This is a genomic window from Streptomyces sp. NPDC002513 (genome assembly GCF_053595355.1).
Window position 1 is genome coordinate 19,342 of record NZ_JBSFXK010000055.1, and the last position, 15,754, is coordinate 35,095.

The window sequence follows — 15,754 nt, forward strand, 5'->3', positions numbered from 1 at the left end:
GTGGGTCACCCGTATCTCCCGGGCATCCGACCGCACCCCCTGGCGGGAGCCCGGGCTGGGGATGAGCGCAGGCCCGGGCGGCGGATACCGTTAAGGCGTGCAGTCAGCAGCAAGCGAACCTCCCCAGCGGCCGTCCGGCCGTCTCCACCGGGCGCGCGCCCTGTACCGGAACGTCTCCAAGCGCAGGACCGCCTGGCTGCTTTTGAAGGACACGGTCAACTCGTGCATGGAGTACCGGATTCTCGGGCTCGCGGCCGAGGCGGCGTTCTTCACGCTGCTGTCCGTGCCGCCGTTGCTGCTGAGCCTCATCGGGCTGCTCGGGTACGTGGACGCCTGGACCGGTGCCGACACCATCCAGAGCCTGGAGCGCAACCTCCTGGAGGCGTCGCGCACGGTCCTGTCCGACAAGGGTGTCACGCAGATCGCCCAGCCGATCCTGCACGACGTGATGAGGGGCGGCCGGCCGGACGTCATCTCCCTCGGGTTCCTGTTCGCCCTGTGGTCCGGATCCCGGGCGGTGAACGTCTTCATCGACACGATCACGGTGATGTACGGGCTCGACGGCACCCGGGGGATCGTGAAGACCCGGCTGCTGGCGTTCGTCCTGTTCATCGTGGCGCTGCTGATCGGCTCGATCGCCCTGCCGCTGATGGTCGCCGGTCCGGACGCCGTGGTGAACGTCCTGCCGTGGTCCACGACGGTGGTCCAGATCCTGTACTGGCCGGTGGTCATCGTCCTGTCGGTCGTCTTCCTGACGACCCTCTACCACGTGTCCGTGCCCGTGCGCTCTCCGTGGGTGGAGGACGTGCCCGGCGCCCTGGTGGCCCTCGCGATGTGGGTGCTGGGCAGCTTCCTGCTGCGCATCTACCTGACCTACGCGATCGAGGGGCCGACGATCTACGGCTCGCTCGCCGCGCCCGTGGCCGTGCTGCTGTGGATCGGGGTGGCCGCCTTCGCCGTGCTCGTCGGTGCCGCCGTCAACGCGGCCATCGACCGGGTGTGGCCCGCCGCCGCCACGGCCGCGGCCCGCGCGGCGAACGAGCGGCTGCGGCAGGAGCAGGCCGCCGACTACGTGGCCCGCGCCGCCGCGGCGCGCGCCGCCGATCCCGACGACCCCGACGATCCGGATATGCCCTCGGAGTTCCCGGAGCGCTGGTCCCGCTTCCTGCCCCACGAGGACCTCTCGTCCCGCCTGCGGACGCATGCCCGCAGCGTCTCCCACCAGCGCGGGAAGAAGGACGAGGGCTCGGGGGACTGACGGCCGCCACCGGGCGCGGGCAGCCCCCGGCGGCGGTGCGAGCTTTGTGGAGCTTGCTGAGCGCGTTGTGGCAAACGGAACCTCTGCTCGATGACCAGGGGTTTCTTCGCGTCCGGGGCATGATCGTGGTGGGGCGGGGGCAGGCAGCGGACGGTTGTTGTCGACTCTGGAGCGTGCGATGCCGTCGGTGATCGGTCTGCTCGAACAGCGTGAGGTACGGGCGCGGGAGGGGCTGGAGGTGCTGAGCCAGGCCCAGGAGGTCGCCGCGGAGACCTTCAGACGTAGCAGGCCTGCTGGTTTGGCACGCTGTCGCCCTGCCGCCCCGGCAGGGGCCACGGGGTGTGCGGCTCAGTACAGCCACACGCCGACGGCGATGATCGCGAGGCCCACGACCCCGAAGCACCCCGTCGTGGCAAGGAGCACCCGCCAAAGACCCTTTTCACGCGGCTGCTCGGCGCGACGCCACGTTGTGAAGCCCGCGGTCACACCCGCGAGGATGAGTGCACCCCCAGCAATAACGACCAGCGCCGAGAAGAAGCCCTTCCAGCCGGGGTCGTAGTTCGGGTTGTTGTGGGCGACCCCCGCGAGGATCACTTTCCCGAGCTCACCGTACACAGATCACTCGCCCGCTTTCTCGGCGTCCTTGGCGATCCGGCATGGTGCCCGGACGCGTGGCTGCCCGGGGGAAGGCAGGGCTTCTCCGGCTGCCCTCCCCCGGCTGCAACTGCCGTGTCATGCGTCGATCTGCTCGAAGATGTGCGGGTACGACACGATGTCGTCGGGGAACTCGGCAGCCATGCGCTGGAACTCCGGGCTGCCGAACGCCGTGGCGAGAGCCTCGGTCGACTCCCAGACCGCGACGTTCATCAGAAGCTGACTGTCCGCCGTTCCCTTGTGCATCTGCAGGGAGACGAATCCCGGCTGAGCCTTCATGAACTCGGCCTGCCTGTGAAAGAGGGCCAGGAACGCTTCAGTCCTCTGCTTCGGGACGAAGAAGGTGTTGGCCAGGACGATGGGCCCGGTCTCCTCCTTGAACTGCGCGAACATCGGCGTATTCGGGTCGAGACTCTGCAGCTTGGCCATTTTCGGAACTTCCTCTCGCTATCGGTGAATGGGTGTCGCTGGGGCCCGCGTCCTGCGGATACCAGCGGAGTTCGAGGGTGTGGGTGTCCGGGTCCTGGATGCAGGTGGAGGTGGCGGTGCCGCACTTCGGGCGCACGGCCGAGCGGTTGCGGCTGACGACCGGGCACCTGAGCCCGTGGGCTCAGGTGAGGGCGGCGACGAGCAGGGTGAAGGCGGCGATGATGACGGCTACGCGGACGTAGTGGTAGCGGTCCCAGCGGTTCATCTGCTCCTTCCAGTCCTCGGGCCGGTTCTCGGGAGTCCACGTCTTGTTCCGGTTGTTGATCGGGACGAGCAGCAGGAGCGACATGATCACGCTCAGGATCAGCAGCGCGGCGGCGATGACGACGAGGCCGGTGCCGTGGTGATGCCATCCCGCGATGGCCCAGAGCGCGCTCAGGACGAGCGAGCCGATGTACCAGAACGGCATCACGGCGCCGAGCATCCGGCCCCCGTGGGCGTGGCCGAGTTGGCCGCTGTCCTCGGGGAGGGCGTTGAGGATCGGGTTGAGGACGAAGGCGACGGAGAACTCCACCCCCACCATCACGCCGACGATCACGGTGGTGACGACCTCGAGTGCGTTGAACATGATGCCCCCCTGACATCTAGTGCTGCTAGGTGATGAAGCAACGCTAGTACTATTGCCGCTCGCTTGTCTAGCGGTGCTAGAATCGAGTCATGTCGGTACAGGAACGCAAACAGCGCGAACGGGCCAGCCGCGAGCGCCTCATCGTGGCGACCGCCCGCGAACTCGCCGAGCAGCAGGGCTGGGATGCGGTCACCACCCGCCGGCTCGCCGAACGCATCGAATACAGCCAGCCCGTCCTCTACAGCCACTTCCGCGGCAAGCGCGAGATCATCGGCGCCGTCGCCCTTCAGGGGGCCGCCGAACTGGCCACAGCGGTGCGGGCCGCGACCTCCGCCGCGGACGGCCCGCGAGCCCGGGTCGCCGCCCTGGCCCGCTCCTACCTCGACTTCGCCGCACGCAACCCGGCGGTCTACGACGCCTTGTTCCAGCTCGACGGCGGCCTGGCGTACGCGCAGGAGGACACCCCGGAGCCGCTGAAGGACGCCTTCGCCGCGCTGCTGGAGAGCCTGGGCGAGGTCGCCGGGGACGGCGTCGACCCGGGGCTGTTCACCGAGCTGTTCTGGGCGTCCCTGCACGGCCTGGCCACCCTGACCCGGGCGGGGCGGCTGCCGCCGGAGGACACCGAGCGCAGGGTGGAACTGCTGGTGGACCGGCTCGCCATGATCTGACACACCGCCCCGGCGGGCACGCAGCCGGTTCGACGGCGACGCGAACACGTCCCAGCACGCACCGTTAAAGGCATCGGCTTGCGGCCCTTCCGCGACCCGGCCCAAGAAGCGGACGCTCCCGGCGGCCCGATGGCAGCACCAACGTTATGAAGTGGTGGCGGCGCAAGTCCGCACGGTCCGTGGACACCGACCCCGGCCTCGCTCACATTCGGCAAGAGCTGAGCGTCACGCCGACGGCCTGGTGAGTTTGGCGGCCACGGCGTCGAGGACCCAGTTCAGGCCGGTCGCGAAGGATGTATCGGCGTCCACGTCCGTGCCGTCGTGCACGGCCTTGGTCAGCGCCGGGAAACGGCCCGTGGCCGCTCATCGACCACGAACCGGACGGCACCACACAATCGGCCAGTGCCCTGCGCGGTCACCCCGTGTCCCACGCAGCGTGATCGAACCGAGGCCCCCGAACCGTGATCATTCCTTGGCGTTCAATCCAGCAGCATGACCGGCGAGACCCCATGCCGTGCCGAGGAAGCCGGGCCGGATCCGTCGCAAGGGCGGCTTGACGGGGAAGAGATGAGATGCGGTGAGGCGGGCAGTCCTCAGGGCGGTCGGGCGGTTTCCGGGACGGTCGGGCGGTCCCCCCGGACAGTTGGGCAGACCCTGGGCAATTTCCGGGGCGATCGGGCAGCCCCCAGGCGACGATGAGGAGAGACCGGATGAAGCGTGCGGACGAGGCGACCACGGACCCGGCGAACACGGCGGACCCCGTGGTCCGCACCCCCTACGGAGCCGTGCGTGGACGGTACGAGCACGGGATCGCCGTCTTCCGGGGCGTCACCTTCGCCGCCCCGCCCTTCGGCCCGCGCCGCTTCCGCCCGCCCGTACCGCCCGAGCCCTGGGACGGCGTGCGGGACGCGGGCGCGTTCGGGCCGACGCCCCCGAAACCGCCGTACTCCGAGGCGTTCGCCCGCTATCTGTCCGATCCGGTGGTCGCGGGCGACGACTGCCTCAACCTCAACGTGTGGACACCGGCACCGGACCCGGGGGCCCGGCTCCCGGTCATGGTGTGGATCCACGGCGGCGCCCTGACCCGCGGCTCCTCCGCCGTGCCCGTCTACGACGGCAGCTCCTTCGCACGCGACGGGGTCGTCCTCGTCTCCTTCAACTACCGCCTCGGCGTGGAGGGGTACGGCCTCTTCCCGGACGCCCCGCCCAACCCGGGACTGCGCGACCAGCTCGCCGCGCTGGAGTGGGTGCAGGGCGCCGTCGCCGCGTTCGGCGGGGACCCCGACCGGGTGACCGTCTTCGGGGAGTCCGCGGGCGCCATCAGCATCGGCGCGCTGCTGGCGAGCCCCCGCGCGCGGGGACTGTTCCACCGGGCCGTGCTGCAGAGCGGGCCGCCCGAGTCGACGGACCGGGACAAGGTGCGGCGCCTGGTACGCCGCATGGCGGCCCGGCTGAAGGTACCGGCCACCGCGGCCGCGTTCGCCGAGGTGGACCGTACGCTGCTGGCCGAGGCCCAGGCCGAGGTGGGCCGCCGGGCCGGTCCGATCCTCGGCGGGCCCGCCTTCGGGATCGTCGTCGACGGCGACCTGGTGCCCCGTGACCCGCTCCAGGCGCTGCTCGACGGCGCCGCCCGGGACGTACCCCTGCTCCTCGGCTGGACCAGTGAGGAGTACCGGCTGTGGCTCGTGCCCACCGGGCTGACCGAACACATCGACCGGCTCGGCGCGGTGGCGTTGGCCGGGGCGATGGCCCGCTGCCACTGCGGCCCCGAGGTGCCCCGCGGCTACCGCACCGCCCATCCGGACGCCCCGGCCTCCGAGCTGGTGGGGCAGATGGTCACCGACCATCTGCTCCGCCGTCCGCTGCACCGGCTGGCCGGCTCCCGCACGGGCGGCGGCCGTGCGCCCTGCCATGTCTACGAGTTCGCCTGGCGCTCCCGGCTGCCCGGCCTCGGCGCCTGTCACGCCCTGGAGCTGGGCTTCGTCTTCGACAGCGCGGAGGTGCCGGAATCGGCGAAACTGGCCGGCCCCGGCGCGCCCCGTGCACTCGCCCGCGCGATGCACACGGCATGGGTGCGCTTCGCCACGGACGGCGACCCGGGCTGGCCGGTCTGGGACGCCACCCATCCCGTGCGCGTCTTCGGCGGCGACGGCGCGGCCGTGGTCCACGGCCTCCGGGACCCGGAGATGGCGCTCTGGGAGGCGGCGTCCACCCGGCCGGAGCCCGCGCCCGCCGCACCGGGCGCCGGAAGCAGGTCGCTGCTGCGGGGCGCGACCCCGCTGTCGGCGGTACGGCGCCTGCGCCGCCCCGGCGCCATCCCTCGGCGGTGAGACGGGAGGCGGCGGGAAGACCCACGCCGGGCGGTCCCGCCCCCGCGGCGGACCCGGCGGCGCTCAACCCGACGCCGGGTCCGCCGGCGCACCCAGCGCGCCCGCGATCGACGTGATCGTCCGGGGGCCCACCCGGCAGCATCCGCCGATCAGCCGGGCCCCGGCCGCGCGCCAGCCCGTGACCTGTGCGGCGGTGAACGTGGTGCGGCCGTCCCAGGCGCGGGCCGTGGCGTCCCAGCTCTCACCGCTGTTCGGGTAGACCACCACCGGCTTGCCGGTCACCCGCGCGGCCGTCCGCACCGCGGCCTCCACGTCCTTTGGCGCGCAGCAGTTCACGCCCACCGCGATCACCTCGTCCGCGTCGGCGGCCAGGGCGAACGCCTCCTGAAGCGGCTGCCCGGCGCGCGTACGGTCGCCGGAGACGGTGTACGACAGCCAGGCGGGGACGCCGAGCCCGCGCACCGCCCGCAGCAGGGCCGCCGCCTCGTCCGCGTCGGGCACCGTCTCCAGGGCCAGTACGTCGGGGCCGGCCGCGGCCAGCACCTCCAGGCGCGGGCGGTGGAAGGCCGCCAGCTCGGCGACCGTGCGGCCGTAGCGGCCCCGGTACTCGGAGCCGTCCGCGAGCATCGCCCCGTACGGACCGACCGACGCGGCCACCCACAGCGGCCGTGCGATGCCCCTCGCGCGTGCTCGCGTCGCCGCCTCGCGGGCCAGGTCCACACTCAGCGTGAGCAGCCCGGCCGCGCGGTCGCGGTCGAGGCCGCGGCGCGCGAAGCCCTCGAAGGTCGCCTGGTAGCTCGACGTGATCGCCACGTCCGCGCCCGCCTCGAAGTACGCGAGGTGCGCCTCGGTGATCGCCTCGGGCCGCTCCGCGAGCAGCCGCGCCGACCAGAGCGCGTCGCTCAGGTCGTGCCCGGCCGACTCGAGCTGGTTCGACATACCGCCGTCCAGGACGACGGTCCCGGCGGCGAGCGCCTCGGCGAGGGTGGGAGTGGCACCGCTGGTCATGACATGACGCTAACGCCAGTCGAACGCGCCCGCCGCTGCCGCGGGCCGCCTCGGGCGACCCGGCTGCCTACGCTGCGGGTGCCGTGATCTACGGCACGGGCCAACAGTCCGGGCCGGTCACGGGGTTGTGGAGATGGTGTGCCGACGGGTTTCACCGTCCTGTGGCCGTTTCCCCTTGTTCGAGCGTGTAACGATGGAGCCTTCCAGATCACCTCCGCTCCAAGAGGACGACCTTTATGAACTTCCTGCTTCGTCGGAAGCACCGGGGAACCAGTTCGACAGCCCTGCTCCCCGCGCCTCCTGCGGGCGCGGGAGTCATCAGTTGCGAGGTCGTGGATCCGGTAGGAGTGCCGCTGCACCGTGCGACCGTGACCGTGACCGACGACGCCACACGCACCGTGATGGTCACCTCCTGCACCGACCCCTACGGGGGGTTTGTCACGATGCTGCCGCCTGGCGCCTACACGGTCGTGGTGACTGCCGACAGCCTGGAGCCCGTCCGCAGGACCGCCGCGATATCCGCCGGATCGCATCACGGCTTGGGACAGATCCAGCTGTTCCCCTCCCCGGTGAAAGAGCTTCCCCACCCCGGCAGTTGGGTGTTCGACCCGCCGCACACCGCCATCCGCTTCATCGCGCAGCACGTGGGTATGGCAAACGTGCACGGCCGCTTCACCCGGTTCGACGGTGAGATCAAGATCGGCGAGCGGATGGAGGACTCGTACGTCGAGGTCGCCATCGAGGCGGCCAGCCTCACCACCGGCAACAAGACCCGCGACAGCCATCTGTGTTCCGCCGACTTCCTCGACGTGCGCAGTTACCCCTACATCCACTTCGCCAGCGAGTCCTTCGTGCACCGGCAGGGCGCCAACTGGACCGTGAAGGGCGTGCTGACCATGCATGGCGTCAGCCGTTCCGTACAGCTGGACACCACCTACCTGGGCATGGTCAACGGAGGCTACGAGCAGGAGTTGCGCTGCGCCGCACTGGCCACAGCCGAGTTGCACCGAGAGGACTTCACTCTCAACTGGCGCTCGATGCTGGCTCGCGGTATCGCTGTGGTGGGACCGCGGATCAAGTTGGAACTCGATCTCCAGGCCATGTTCCAGTGCCCTGAGACTCCGGAGCCGCCACAGTAGACGGCGCATGGTGGCCGGTGCGTGCGATGTTCGCGCACGGCGGCCGGCGGCGGTCCGGTCGCGAGGTGCCGGTGGGCGTCCAGCCGGTGGCGCCGTGCCCGGTTCCGCCGGCGCGGCACACGTCCGTTCACGGCATGGGGGCCTCGTGGGTCTGGTGCGCGAGGCGCCGGTGGCGCAGGATTTGATACCGAGGGTCTGTCACCTTCACCGTGAGAGACCCTGACGCGCGGGGCGAGCGTGTCGGCCGTGTGCCCCTGCCCGCACGCCCCTGGGGCGTCCCGACCGGAACCGGGGCGCCCCAGGTCCCGGCCCCCGTACGGGAGTCGTCCGACGGGCGCCCACCCGGTCAGGCCGGCAGCGTCTCCACCACGCTCGCCGCGAACTCCCGGGGATGTTCGACCGCCCCCACGTGTCCGCCGGGGAACTCGGCGAAGCGGCCCCCGGTCAGCTCGGCCGCCACGGAGGCGGTCCGGTGCAGCAGCCCGCCGCGTGATGCGACTCCCGCCGCCAGGGTGAGAGGCGCCGACCTCAAGGCGTCCAGGTCCGGCGCGTACGCGGTGAACCGGGGCAGGACACGGGTCAGGAAGAGGGCCATAGGGCTGCCCAGTTCCTCCTCGGGGGACGGCGGCGGACCGTCCTTGGAGGGCGCGGCGGGCGTACCCGTCAGACCGGCGGCCAGGCGGGCTCCGGCAGCAGCCGGGCCCGCGGCGCGATAGGTGTCGGCCACCTCCGCGAACATCGCCAACTGCCGCTCGGCGTCCGGCAGCACCCGCACCACGGGCGGCTCGTGCGCGATCACGTGCCGCAGCCGTTCCGGGTGGCGGGCGAGCAGGTCGAGTACGGCGATGCCGCCCGAGCTGAAGCCGAGGACGTACGCCGACTCGCCCTCCGGCAGCACCTGGTCGAGCACGCGGTGCGCGCCCTCGCCCCACGCCTCCACCCGCTGCTCGGCGACGGGCAGCCCGAGGTGACCGTGGGCGAGCCCGAGGGGGTCGTACGTCACGACGGTGAAGTGCCCGGCGAGGCCGTCCGTCAGCGCGTCGAGCCCCATGGGGTGCCCCGCGCCGCCGGGAACGACCAGCAGCACGGGTCCGCTGCCCCGTGTGTCGTAGTGGAGGTCAGTCATCGGTCTTCGTCTCCTCGTGCGGCCAGTGCTCCAGTGCCGTGTGCAGGGCCTCGACGGCCTTGTCCCAGGACGCCTGTGCCTGTCTCGGGGCGTTGAAGCCGCCGGTGGCCTCCAGGGCGCAGTAGCCGTGGAAGGTGCTGCGCAGCAGGCGGACGGCGTCGGTGAGATCGGGTTCGGAGAGGCCGTAGGCGCGGAGCATGCCGTAGGTGACCTTGGCGGTGCGGCGCAGGGCTCCGGACTCGGTGACCAGCGAGCGGAGTGAGTCGTCGACCCGGATCTGGGTGGCCGCGTACCGTCCCGGGTGGGCCAGCACGTACTCCCGGTAGGCGCCCGCGAAGGCGGCCAGCGCGTCCCGGCCGGCCCGCCCGGCGACGGCCGCCGTGATGCGGTCGATCATCTCCTCGCTCGCCAGCAGGGCGAGGCGGGTCCGCAGCTCGCCGAGGTTCCTGACGTGCGAGTACAGGCTCGCGTCCTTCACCCCGAAGTGCCGGGCCACGGCCGACAGGGTGAGCTTGTCGAAGCCGACCTCGTCCGCGAGATCGGCGGCGGCCGCGACGATCCGCTCGACGGTGAGCCCGGCACGGGGCATGGGCCGACTCCTTACCTAGGGGTCCTAGGCTGGAGCCTAGCGCACCTAGGAGAGGGGGTGGTGGAGATGCGCGGCGAACCCCACGAACCCCGACCAGGCGGCCGGGGAGAGGGCGAGCCGGGGGCCGGTGGTGTCCTTGGAGTCGCGGACGTGGACGGTGGTGGGGCGGAGGGCCACTTCTACGCAGTCGCCATCACCGCTGCTGCTGTAGCTGCTCTTGAACCAGGCCAGTTCGCTGGTGCTCATAGCGCTCCTCGTATCCGTTCGAGCAGGCTCCGGGAGTCGCCCGGGGAGAGAGCCTGTGAACGCAGTTTCGCATAGCGCATCTGGAGCACACTGATCGCTTTCGGGTCCGCGACGAACTGACCGCTGCGCTGTCCTTCGCAGTACCCGCACCACTCGTTCTCCGGGGTTTCCAGCAGTTGGATGGGACCGGCCAGCCCCGCGTGGGCGCCGAGCGCCACGGGGAGCAACTGGAGTTCTACGTGGCGCGCCTTCGTCACCTCCAGGATGTGACCGATCAGCTCACGCGTGATGTCCCGCCCGCCGGTGCCCCGTTGGATGACGTACTCCTCCACGATGAAGCTGAACGCCGCGTCGGGCCGGTCGGTCAACAGGCGCTGCCGTTCCTCGCGCGCGGCAAGCTGGGCCTCGATCTGAGAGTCCCTGAGCACGGGCACTTGCTCGTCGAAGAGCACCCGCGCATACGCCTCCGTCTGCAACAAGCCCGGCACCAGCCGGTTCTCGAACGTGCACAGACTGATCGCCTGCTCCTCCAGCTCCGCCCACTGCCGGAACCAGGACGCCAGCCCCTTCTCCCGCCCGACGTGTTTGTAGGCCGCCCTCAACGCGCCGAACGCGTCCAGTACCTCCTCCGCGCGCTCCACGAACGCGCGCGGCGGGAAGCGTCGCCCCTGCTCGATCGACGCGATCGTCGACGGCTGGTAGCCCACGAGCGGTGCGTATTGCTCCTGGGTGAGTCCCGCACGCTCGCGGAAGGCCTTGTGGACCGCCCCGAAGCCTTTCAGACTGTCGGACGACTCCGGTTCGTTCGTGCTGCCGTTGGTGCTGTCGGTCATAACGGGAACCCCCGAGTGCACTGGTGCCAACCCCGCCAAGTCCCCCCATGGTCACGCACCGTTACCCGCACTGTCCACTCGGTGAACTCGTACGGTCGGCGGCGTACGAGTGTCGTACCTGGTGCGACTGCCGTGACCCCGGCGACGGTTGGGCCATGCACGCAGACCCGCAGCTCCACGAGCCCGTCACCGTACGTACGTTCACCCAGCTCTTCAGCGCCACGCCCCGAGGCGCGCGGCTCGCGCGGCGGCTCGTGGCGAACCGCATGGACGTCTGGGGATTCCCGTATGACAGCGACCCGAACGAGAACGTGACGCTCGTCGTCGCCGAACTGGCCGCCAACGCCGTCCGCCACGGCCGTGTGCCGGGCCGCGACTTCCGCGTGCGGCTGGTGCTGCGGGACGGCGTCGTACGCGTCGAGGTGGCCGACGGGCGGACCGAGCGGCTGCCCGTGCTGCGGGCGCCCGGCGGCGAGAACGGGCACGGGCTGCTGATCGTCGCCGCGCTCGCCGAGCGATGGGGTGCGGACCCGCGGCCGGGGTGCGCGTACAAGGTGGTCTGGGCGGAGGTGCGGGTGCCGAGGCCGTAGTGCCGTCCGGAGGCCGTCGGCGAGGCCGCCTGACGGGGCGGCGGATCGCCGGACGGCCTCCGGACCGTGCGCTCGGGTCGGTCAGCCGGTCGGTGAGAACACGAAGGAGAACTCCGCGGGCTCGGCCCACAGGAAGTACTGCGGCAGCGGTCCCGGGCCGCACGACTGGGAGCCGATGCCGTGCTGGCCGTGGTCGAGGTTCACCCACACCGTGTCGCCCGGGGTGAGGTCGGTCAGGTGTCCGGCCGCGTCCAGTTCCTCGTTCGTCCAGCGCCGCGCGCTGAACCAGAACTCCGGGTCGCCCTCGATCCTGAGACCGCCGATCTCCGCCCAGCGGACGTCGGCCCGGGCGCCGTTCTCCTGCGGCTTGACGTACGGCGTCTGCAACGCGTCGACCGTGGACTCCCAGCGGCCGATCCGGGAGGCCGACCCGGTGTCCGGGTACGCCTCGCCGGGCCCGCCGCCGTACCACCGCACGCGGTCCGCCGAGCCCGGCAGCCCGAGCCGGACGCCGAGCCGGGGCAGCGGCACCGTCCAGTCGCCCTCGGGCGCGACGGACACGGTCAGCTTCAGCCGGTCCCCGTCGGACGTCCAGCGGTACACCGTGGCGAGGCCGATCTCCCGGGCGGCGGGCGCGACCCGCGTCCGCACGGTCAGCGCGTCCTCGCCCGGCTCCACGGCGTCCAGCCGGTGCCGCATACGGTGCAGGCCGAGCTTGCGCCACAGCAGACCGTAGCGGGGGTCGCCCTGCCATGAGGCGCCGTCGTCGTTGTCGGTCGGGGCCCGCCACACATCCAGGCGCAGACCGGTCAGGTCCACCGCGCCGATGGTCCTCGGCGCGCCCGTGCGGGCGTCGAAGGTGGCCGGGCCGAGCGTGATCCGGCCGTCGGTGACGACGGGGGCCCGGTCCGGGGCGGACCGCACCGACGTCCGCCGCGCCACGGGGAACTGACCCCACGCCACCTCGTGCCCCTTGGGCGCCCACGGCGTGTCGGAGGCCAGCACCGCCCGCACCGTCCACAGGGTCTCGGCGCCCCGCACGTCGGGCGGCTCCGGCAGCTTCACGTCCGCCGACTCGCCCGGCGCGAGCACCGGCACCGGCAGCGCGCCCGAGGCGACCGTCTCGCCGTCCGCCTGGAGGGACCACTCGAAGGCGAGTGCCGAGAGGTCGGCGACGTCATGGCCGTTGCGGATCCGCACCGTGCCGCTGCGGCCGTCGCCCTCGATCCGGACCGGCTCGATGACCTTCTTGAACTCGATCAGGCCCGGCGAGGGCCTGCGGTCCGGGAACAGCAGCCCGTCGCAGACGAAGTTCCCGTCGTGCAGTTCCTCACCGAAGTCGCCGCCGTAGGCGAAGCCGTACCGGTCGTCCTTGATGCCGTGGTCGATCCACTCCCAGATGAAGCCGCCCTGGAGCCGATCGTACGTCTCGAAGAGCCGCTGATAGTCGGCGAGCCCGCCGGGTCCGTTGCCCATGGCGTGCCCGTACTCGCAGAGGATGAAGGGGAGTTCGCGCCGCTTGTGGCTGCCGCCGTCCAGCCGCCGGCCGATCCTCTCCACCTCCTCGTGATAGGCGTACATCCGCGAGTACACATCCGTGTCGCGGCAGGTGAGGTCGCCCTCGTAGTGCACGAGCCGGGAGCCGTCCCGGCCGCGGATCCACTGGGCCATCGCCGTCAGCCCGCGCCCGGTGCCGGCCTCGTTGCCCAGGGACCACAGGACGACCGACGGGTGGTTCTTGTCGCGTTCGACCATGCGGGCGGCACGGTCGAGGAGCGCCGGGGTCCAGCGGTCGTCGTCGACCGGGTTGTCACGCCAGGCCTCCTCGGTGAAGCCGTGGGTCTCCAGGTCGCACTCGTCGATCACCCACAGGCCGAACTCGTCGCACAGGTCCAGGAACGCGGGATGCGGCGGATAGTGCGAGGTGCGTACGGCGTTGATGTTGTGCCGCTTCATCAGCAGCACGTCCTCGCGCATGGTGTCCGGATCGAGCGCGCGGCCCTTCTCGGGGTGCCACTCGTGCCGGTTGACGCCCTTGAAGAGCACCGGCCTCCCGTTGACCTTGATCAGGCCGTCCTGGAGCACGACCGTGCGGAAGCCGATCCGCAGGGGCACCCGCTCGCCCTCGGTGGCCAGCACACCGTCGTAGAGCCTCGGGATCTCCGCGGACCACGGCTCCACGGGGACGGTCACCGACTCGCCGGTGGCGATGTCGATGCCGAGGGCCGGCACGGTGACCCGGCCGTCCACGTCCGAGTCGACCTTCAGCGTGCCCTCGCCGGACAGGTGGTCGTACGAGGCGTGCACGAAGAAGTCGAGGACGCTGCCCGCCGGACGGTGCAGCAGTGTGACGTCCCGGAAGATGCCGGGCAGCCACCACTGGTCCTGGTCCTCCAGGTAGGAGCCCGCGGACCACTGGTGGACCCGGACCGCGAGCACATTGCCGCTCGGCCGCAGCAGATGCCCGACGGCGAACTCGTGCGGCAGCCGGGAGCCCTTGAACTCGCCGATGTCGGTGCCGTTCAGCCACACACGGGCGCAGGACTCCACGCCGTCGAAGCGCAGCACCGCCCCGCCGTCCGACGGCCAGTCGTCGGGCAGGTCGAAGAGGCGCAGGTGGTCGCCGGTGGGGTTCTCGGTCGGGACGCGGGGCGGGTCGACCGGGAAGGGATAGAGGTGGTTGGTGTAGATGGGGGAGCCGAGGGAACCGCCGCCCTGGAGCACCCAGTGGCCGGGCACGGCGATCTGCGCCCAGTCCCCGGCGTCGTACCCGGGCTCGGCGAACGAGTCGTCCTGAGCGTGCGCCGTCGGGGACAGACGCAAGCGCCAACTGCCGTTCAGGGAAAGGGAGGCCGCGTCCGAGGACGCGTACCAGGCGCGCGGCGGCAGGCTGCCGCTGCCCGGTGCGACGTCCTCGACGTAGTCGACGGCCGAGGAAGGAGAAGAGGAAGGAGGAGAGGAGAGAGAACGGGAGGGAGAGGTGTGGAAGGACATCGGTCTCCTAGGTTCTCGCGGAGGCTGTGCTGGTGGTGGTGCGGGGCGCGCCGGCCGGCTGGAGCGCGCCTTCGAGGGCGAAGGTCGCGGCGCCGAGGCACACCGGGTCGGTGGGGATGGGGGACAGGACGATCTCGGTGGCGGTGAACGGGCGCCCGAGCGCGTACCGGCCGACGGCCGCGCGCACCTCGGTCAGCAGCGGCTCGCCGAGCGCCGCCGCGACCCAGCTGCTGAGCACCACCACTTCGGGGTTGAGCAGGTTGACCAGGTCGGCGATCGCGGCACCCAGATAACGGGCGGTGTTCCTGAGGACCGCGAGCGCGACCGGGTCCCCGTCGGCGACCCCGCGGGCGAGGGCGTCGATCGTGGCGGTCTGGTCCCCGGGGTGCAACAGGGGGCTGTCCGGGCTCAGTTCCCGCAGGTTCCGCATGATCCCGGGCGCCCCGACATAGGTCTCCACACAGCCGCGGTTGCCGCAGTGGCAGGGCCGCCCGTCCAGCACCAGCGTCGTATGGCCCCATTCGCCCGCGCTGTTGCTGACGCCCCGGTGCAGTCCGCCGCCGAGCGCCAGCCCGGCCCCGACGCCCGTGCCGAGGTTGACGACCACGGCGTCCCCGCGTCCACGGGCCGCGCCGAACCACAGCTCGGCGACCACGCCGGCCCGCAGCGGGTTGTCCAGGTACAGGGGAGGGGCGATGTGCTCGGCGAGCAGGTCGAGCAGCGGCACGTCGTGCCAGCCCCAGTTCGCGGCGTACTCGGCCACGCCCCGGTCGCGGTCGACCTGACCGGGCACACTGATGCCGGTCCCCAGGACCCGGGCGCCCGCCGCGCCGGCCTGGGCGACCACGGAGCCGACGGCCGCGGCCACCCGGGCGACGACCTGTTCGGGCCGGGTCTGTCCGGGGCGCATGTCCTTCTCGGCGCGGGCCCGTACGTTCAGCGCCAGATCGAACAGCTCCACGCGGACGTACGTCTCCGCGATGTCGACGCCGATCAGGGCGCCCCCCGACGCGTTGACGGCGACCAGGCCGCGCGGCCGGCCGCCCGCCGAGTCCTCGAAGCCGACCTCGGTCAGCATCCCGAGGTCGAGCAGTTCGCCGACGAGCGTGGCGACCGTGGGCAGGCTGAGCCCGGTCGTGGCCGCCAGCCGCTGCCGGGACGTCGGCGACCGGGCGATGATCTGACGCAGCACCTCGTACCGGTTCGCGGTGCGAATGTCGCGTGAGGTGCCGCGCTTCATCCGACTTCCCCCCACCTGCGAT

At 71.8% G+C, this 15,754-nt stretch carries 15 protein-coding genes and 1 pseudogene; 5 read left to right on the top strand and 11 right to left on the bottom strand.

Annotated elements, in window-relative coordinates; all coding sequences use genetic code 11:
* Positions 1 to 97 precede the first annotated feature (97 nt).
* On the top strand, positions 98 to 1,258 hold the full coding sequence (locus tag ACWD5Q_RS27970; RefSeq protein ID WP_451429827.1) for a YihY/virulence factor BrkB family protein: 1,161 nt from the start codon (positions 98 to 100) through the stop codon (positions 1,256 to 1,258).
* Between the two features lie 348 nt (positions 1,259 to 1,606).
* Here the strand turns inward: ACWD5Q_RS27970 and ACWD5Q_RS27975 are convergent, their stop codons facing one another.
* The 3 genes from ACWD5Q_RS27975 to ACWD5Q_RS27985 all read right to left on the bottom strand — a co-directional run bounded on the left by ACWD5Q_RS27975 (position 1,607) and on the right by ACWD5Q_RS27985 (position 2,969).
* Complete coding sequence (locus ACWD5Q_RS27975) at positions 1,607 to 1,852, bottom strand: hypothetical protein (RefSeq protein ID WP_451429828.1); 246 nt, start codon at positions 1,850 to 1,852, stop codon at positions 1,607 to 1,609.
* Positions 1,853 to 1,990: 138 nt separating this feature from the next.
* Complete coding sequence (locus ACWD5Q_RS27980) at positions 1,991 to 2,341, bottom strand: antibiotic biosynthesis monooxygenase family protein (RefSeq protein ID WP_451429829.1); 351 nt, start codon at positions 2,339 to 2,341, stop codon at positions 1,991 to 1,993.
* A 181-nt stretch (positions 2,342 to 2,522) separates the two neighbouring features.
* Positions 2,523 to 2,969 carry an anthrone oxygenase family protein gene (locus tag ACWD5Q_RS27985; RefSeq protein ID WP_451429830.1) on the bottom strand — a complete coding sequence of 149 codons (447 nt, stop codon included), beginning with the start codon at positions 2,967 to 2,969 and terminating at the stop codon, positions 2,523 to 2,525.
* 89 nt (positions 2,970 to 3,058) lie between these two features.
* Here ACWD5Q_RS27985 and ACWD5Q_RS27990 point away from each other — a divergent pair, with 89 nt between their 5' ends.
* Positions 3,059 to 3,637, top strand: coding sequence for a TetR/AcrR family transcriptional regulator (locus ACWD5Q_RS27990; RefSeq protein ID WP_451429831.1), 579 nt, complete (start codon positions 3,059 to 3,061; stop codon positions 3,635 to 3,637).
* A gap of 225 nt (positions 3,638 to 3,862) precedes the next feature.
* Here ACWD5Q_RS27990 and ACWD5Q_RS27995 read toward each other — a convergent pair.
* Positions 3,863 to 3,997 (bottom strand): annotated as a pseudogene (locus ACWD5Q_RS27995) (TetR/AcrR family transcriptional regulator); the annotation flags it as partial.
* Positions 3,998 to 4,347: 350 nt separating this feature from the next.
* Between ACWD5Q_RS27995 and ACWD5Q_RS28000 the strand changes: the two are divergent.
* Complete coding sequence (locus ACWD5Q_RS28000; RefSeq protein WP_451429832.1) at positions 4,348 to 5,967, top strand: carboxylesterase/lipase family protein; 1,620 nt, start codon at positions 4,348 to 4,350, stop codon at positions 5,965 to 5,967.
* Positions 5,968 to 6,030: 63 nt separating this feature from the next.
* Here the strand turns inward: ACWD5Q_RS28000 and mmuM are convergent, their stop codons facing one another.
* Entirely contained in the window at positions 6,031 to 6,975 is a 945-nt protein-coding gene (mmuM, locus tag ACWD5Q_RS28005; protein ID WP_451429833.1) for a homocysteine S-methyltransferase, read from the bottom strand.
* 236 nt (positions 6,976 to 7,211) lie between these two features.
* Between mmuM and ACWD5Q_RS28010 the strand changes: the two genes are divergently transcribed.
* Positions 7,212 to 8,114, top strand: coding sequence for a YceI family protein (locus ACWD5Q_RS28010; RefSeq protein ID WP_451429834.1), 903 nt, complete (start codon positions 7,212 to 7,214; stop codon positions 8,112 to 8,114).
* A gap of 346 nt (positions 8,115 to 8,460) precedes the next feature.
* On the opposite strand, the gene ACWD5Q_RS28015 is transcribed toward ACWD5Q_RS28010, so the two are convergent.
* Genes ACWD5Q_RS28015 through ACWD5Q_RS28030 form a run of 4 tightly spaced genes read right to left on the bottom strand, consistent with a single transcriptional unit; the run spans position 8,461 to position 10,908 of the window.
* On the bottom strand, positions 8,461 to 9,240 hold the full coding sequence (locus ACWD5Q_RS28015; protein WP_451429835.1) for an alpha/beta fold hydrolase: 780 nt from the start codon (positions 9,238 to 9,240) through the stop codon (positions 8,461 to 8,463).
* The gene (locus ACWD5Q_RS28020; protein ID WP_451429836.1) at positions 9,233 to 9,829 is read right to left on the bottom strand and encodes a TetR/AcrR family transcriptional regulator; all 597 of its coding nucleotides are present in this window, start codon (positions 9,827 to 9,829) and stop codon (positions 9,233 to 9,235) included. Before ACWD5Q_RS28020 ends, ACWD5Q_RS28015 begins: the two co-directional genes overlap by 8 nt.
* A 45-nt stretch (positions 9,830 to 9,874) precedes the next feature.
* Complete coding sequence (locus ACWD5Q_RS28025) at positions 9,875 to 10,075, bottom strand: DUF397 domain-containing protein (RefSeq protein WP_451429837.1); 201 nt, start codon at positions 10,073 to 10,075, stop codon at positions 9,875 to 9,877.
* Positions 10,072 to 10,908: a helix-turn-helix domain-containing protein gene (locus ACWD5Q_RS28030; protein WP_451429838.1), complete on the bottom strand. Its 837-nt coding sequence runs from the start codon at positions 10,906 to 10,908 to the stop codon at positions 10,072 to 10,074. The genes ACWD5Q_RS28025 and ACWD5Q_RS28030 overlap by 4 nt, the downstream gene beginning before the upstream one ends.
* A gap of 155 nt (positions 10,909 to 11,063) precedes the next feature.
* On the opposite strand from ACWD5Q_RS28030, the gene ACWD5Q_RS28035 reads away from it, so the two are divergent.
* Positions 11,064 to 11,498, top strand: coding sequence for an ATP-binding protein (locus ACWD5Q_RS28035; protein ID WP_451429839.1), 435 nt, complete (start codon positions 11,064 to 11,066; stop codon positions 11,496 to 11,498).
* 81 nt (positions 11,499 to 11,579) lie between these two features.
* On the opposite strand, the gene ACWD5Q_RS28040 is transcribed toward ACWD5Q_RS28035, so the two are convergent.
* Both ACWD5Q_RS28040 and ACWD5Q_RS28045 read right to left on the bottom strand, forming a co-directional pair.
* Entirely contained in the window at positions 11,580 to 14,492 is a 2,913-nt protein-coding gene (locus ACWD5Q_RS28040; RefSeq protein WP_451429840.1) for a glycoside hydrolase family 2 TIM barrel-domain containing protein, read from the bottom strand.
* 7 nt (positions 14,493 to 14,499) lie between these two features.
* The gene (locus ACWD5Q_RS28045; RefSeq protein ID WP_451429841.1) at positions 14,500 to 15,732 is read right to left on the bottom strand and encodes an ROK family protein; all 1,233 of its coding nucleotides are present in this window, start codon (positions 15,730 to 15,732) and stop codon (positions 14,500 to 14,502) included.
* Positions 15,733 to 15,754: the final 22 nt, after the last annotated feature.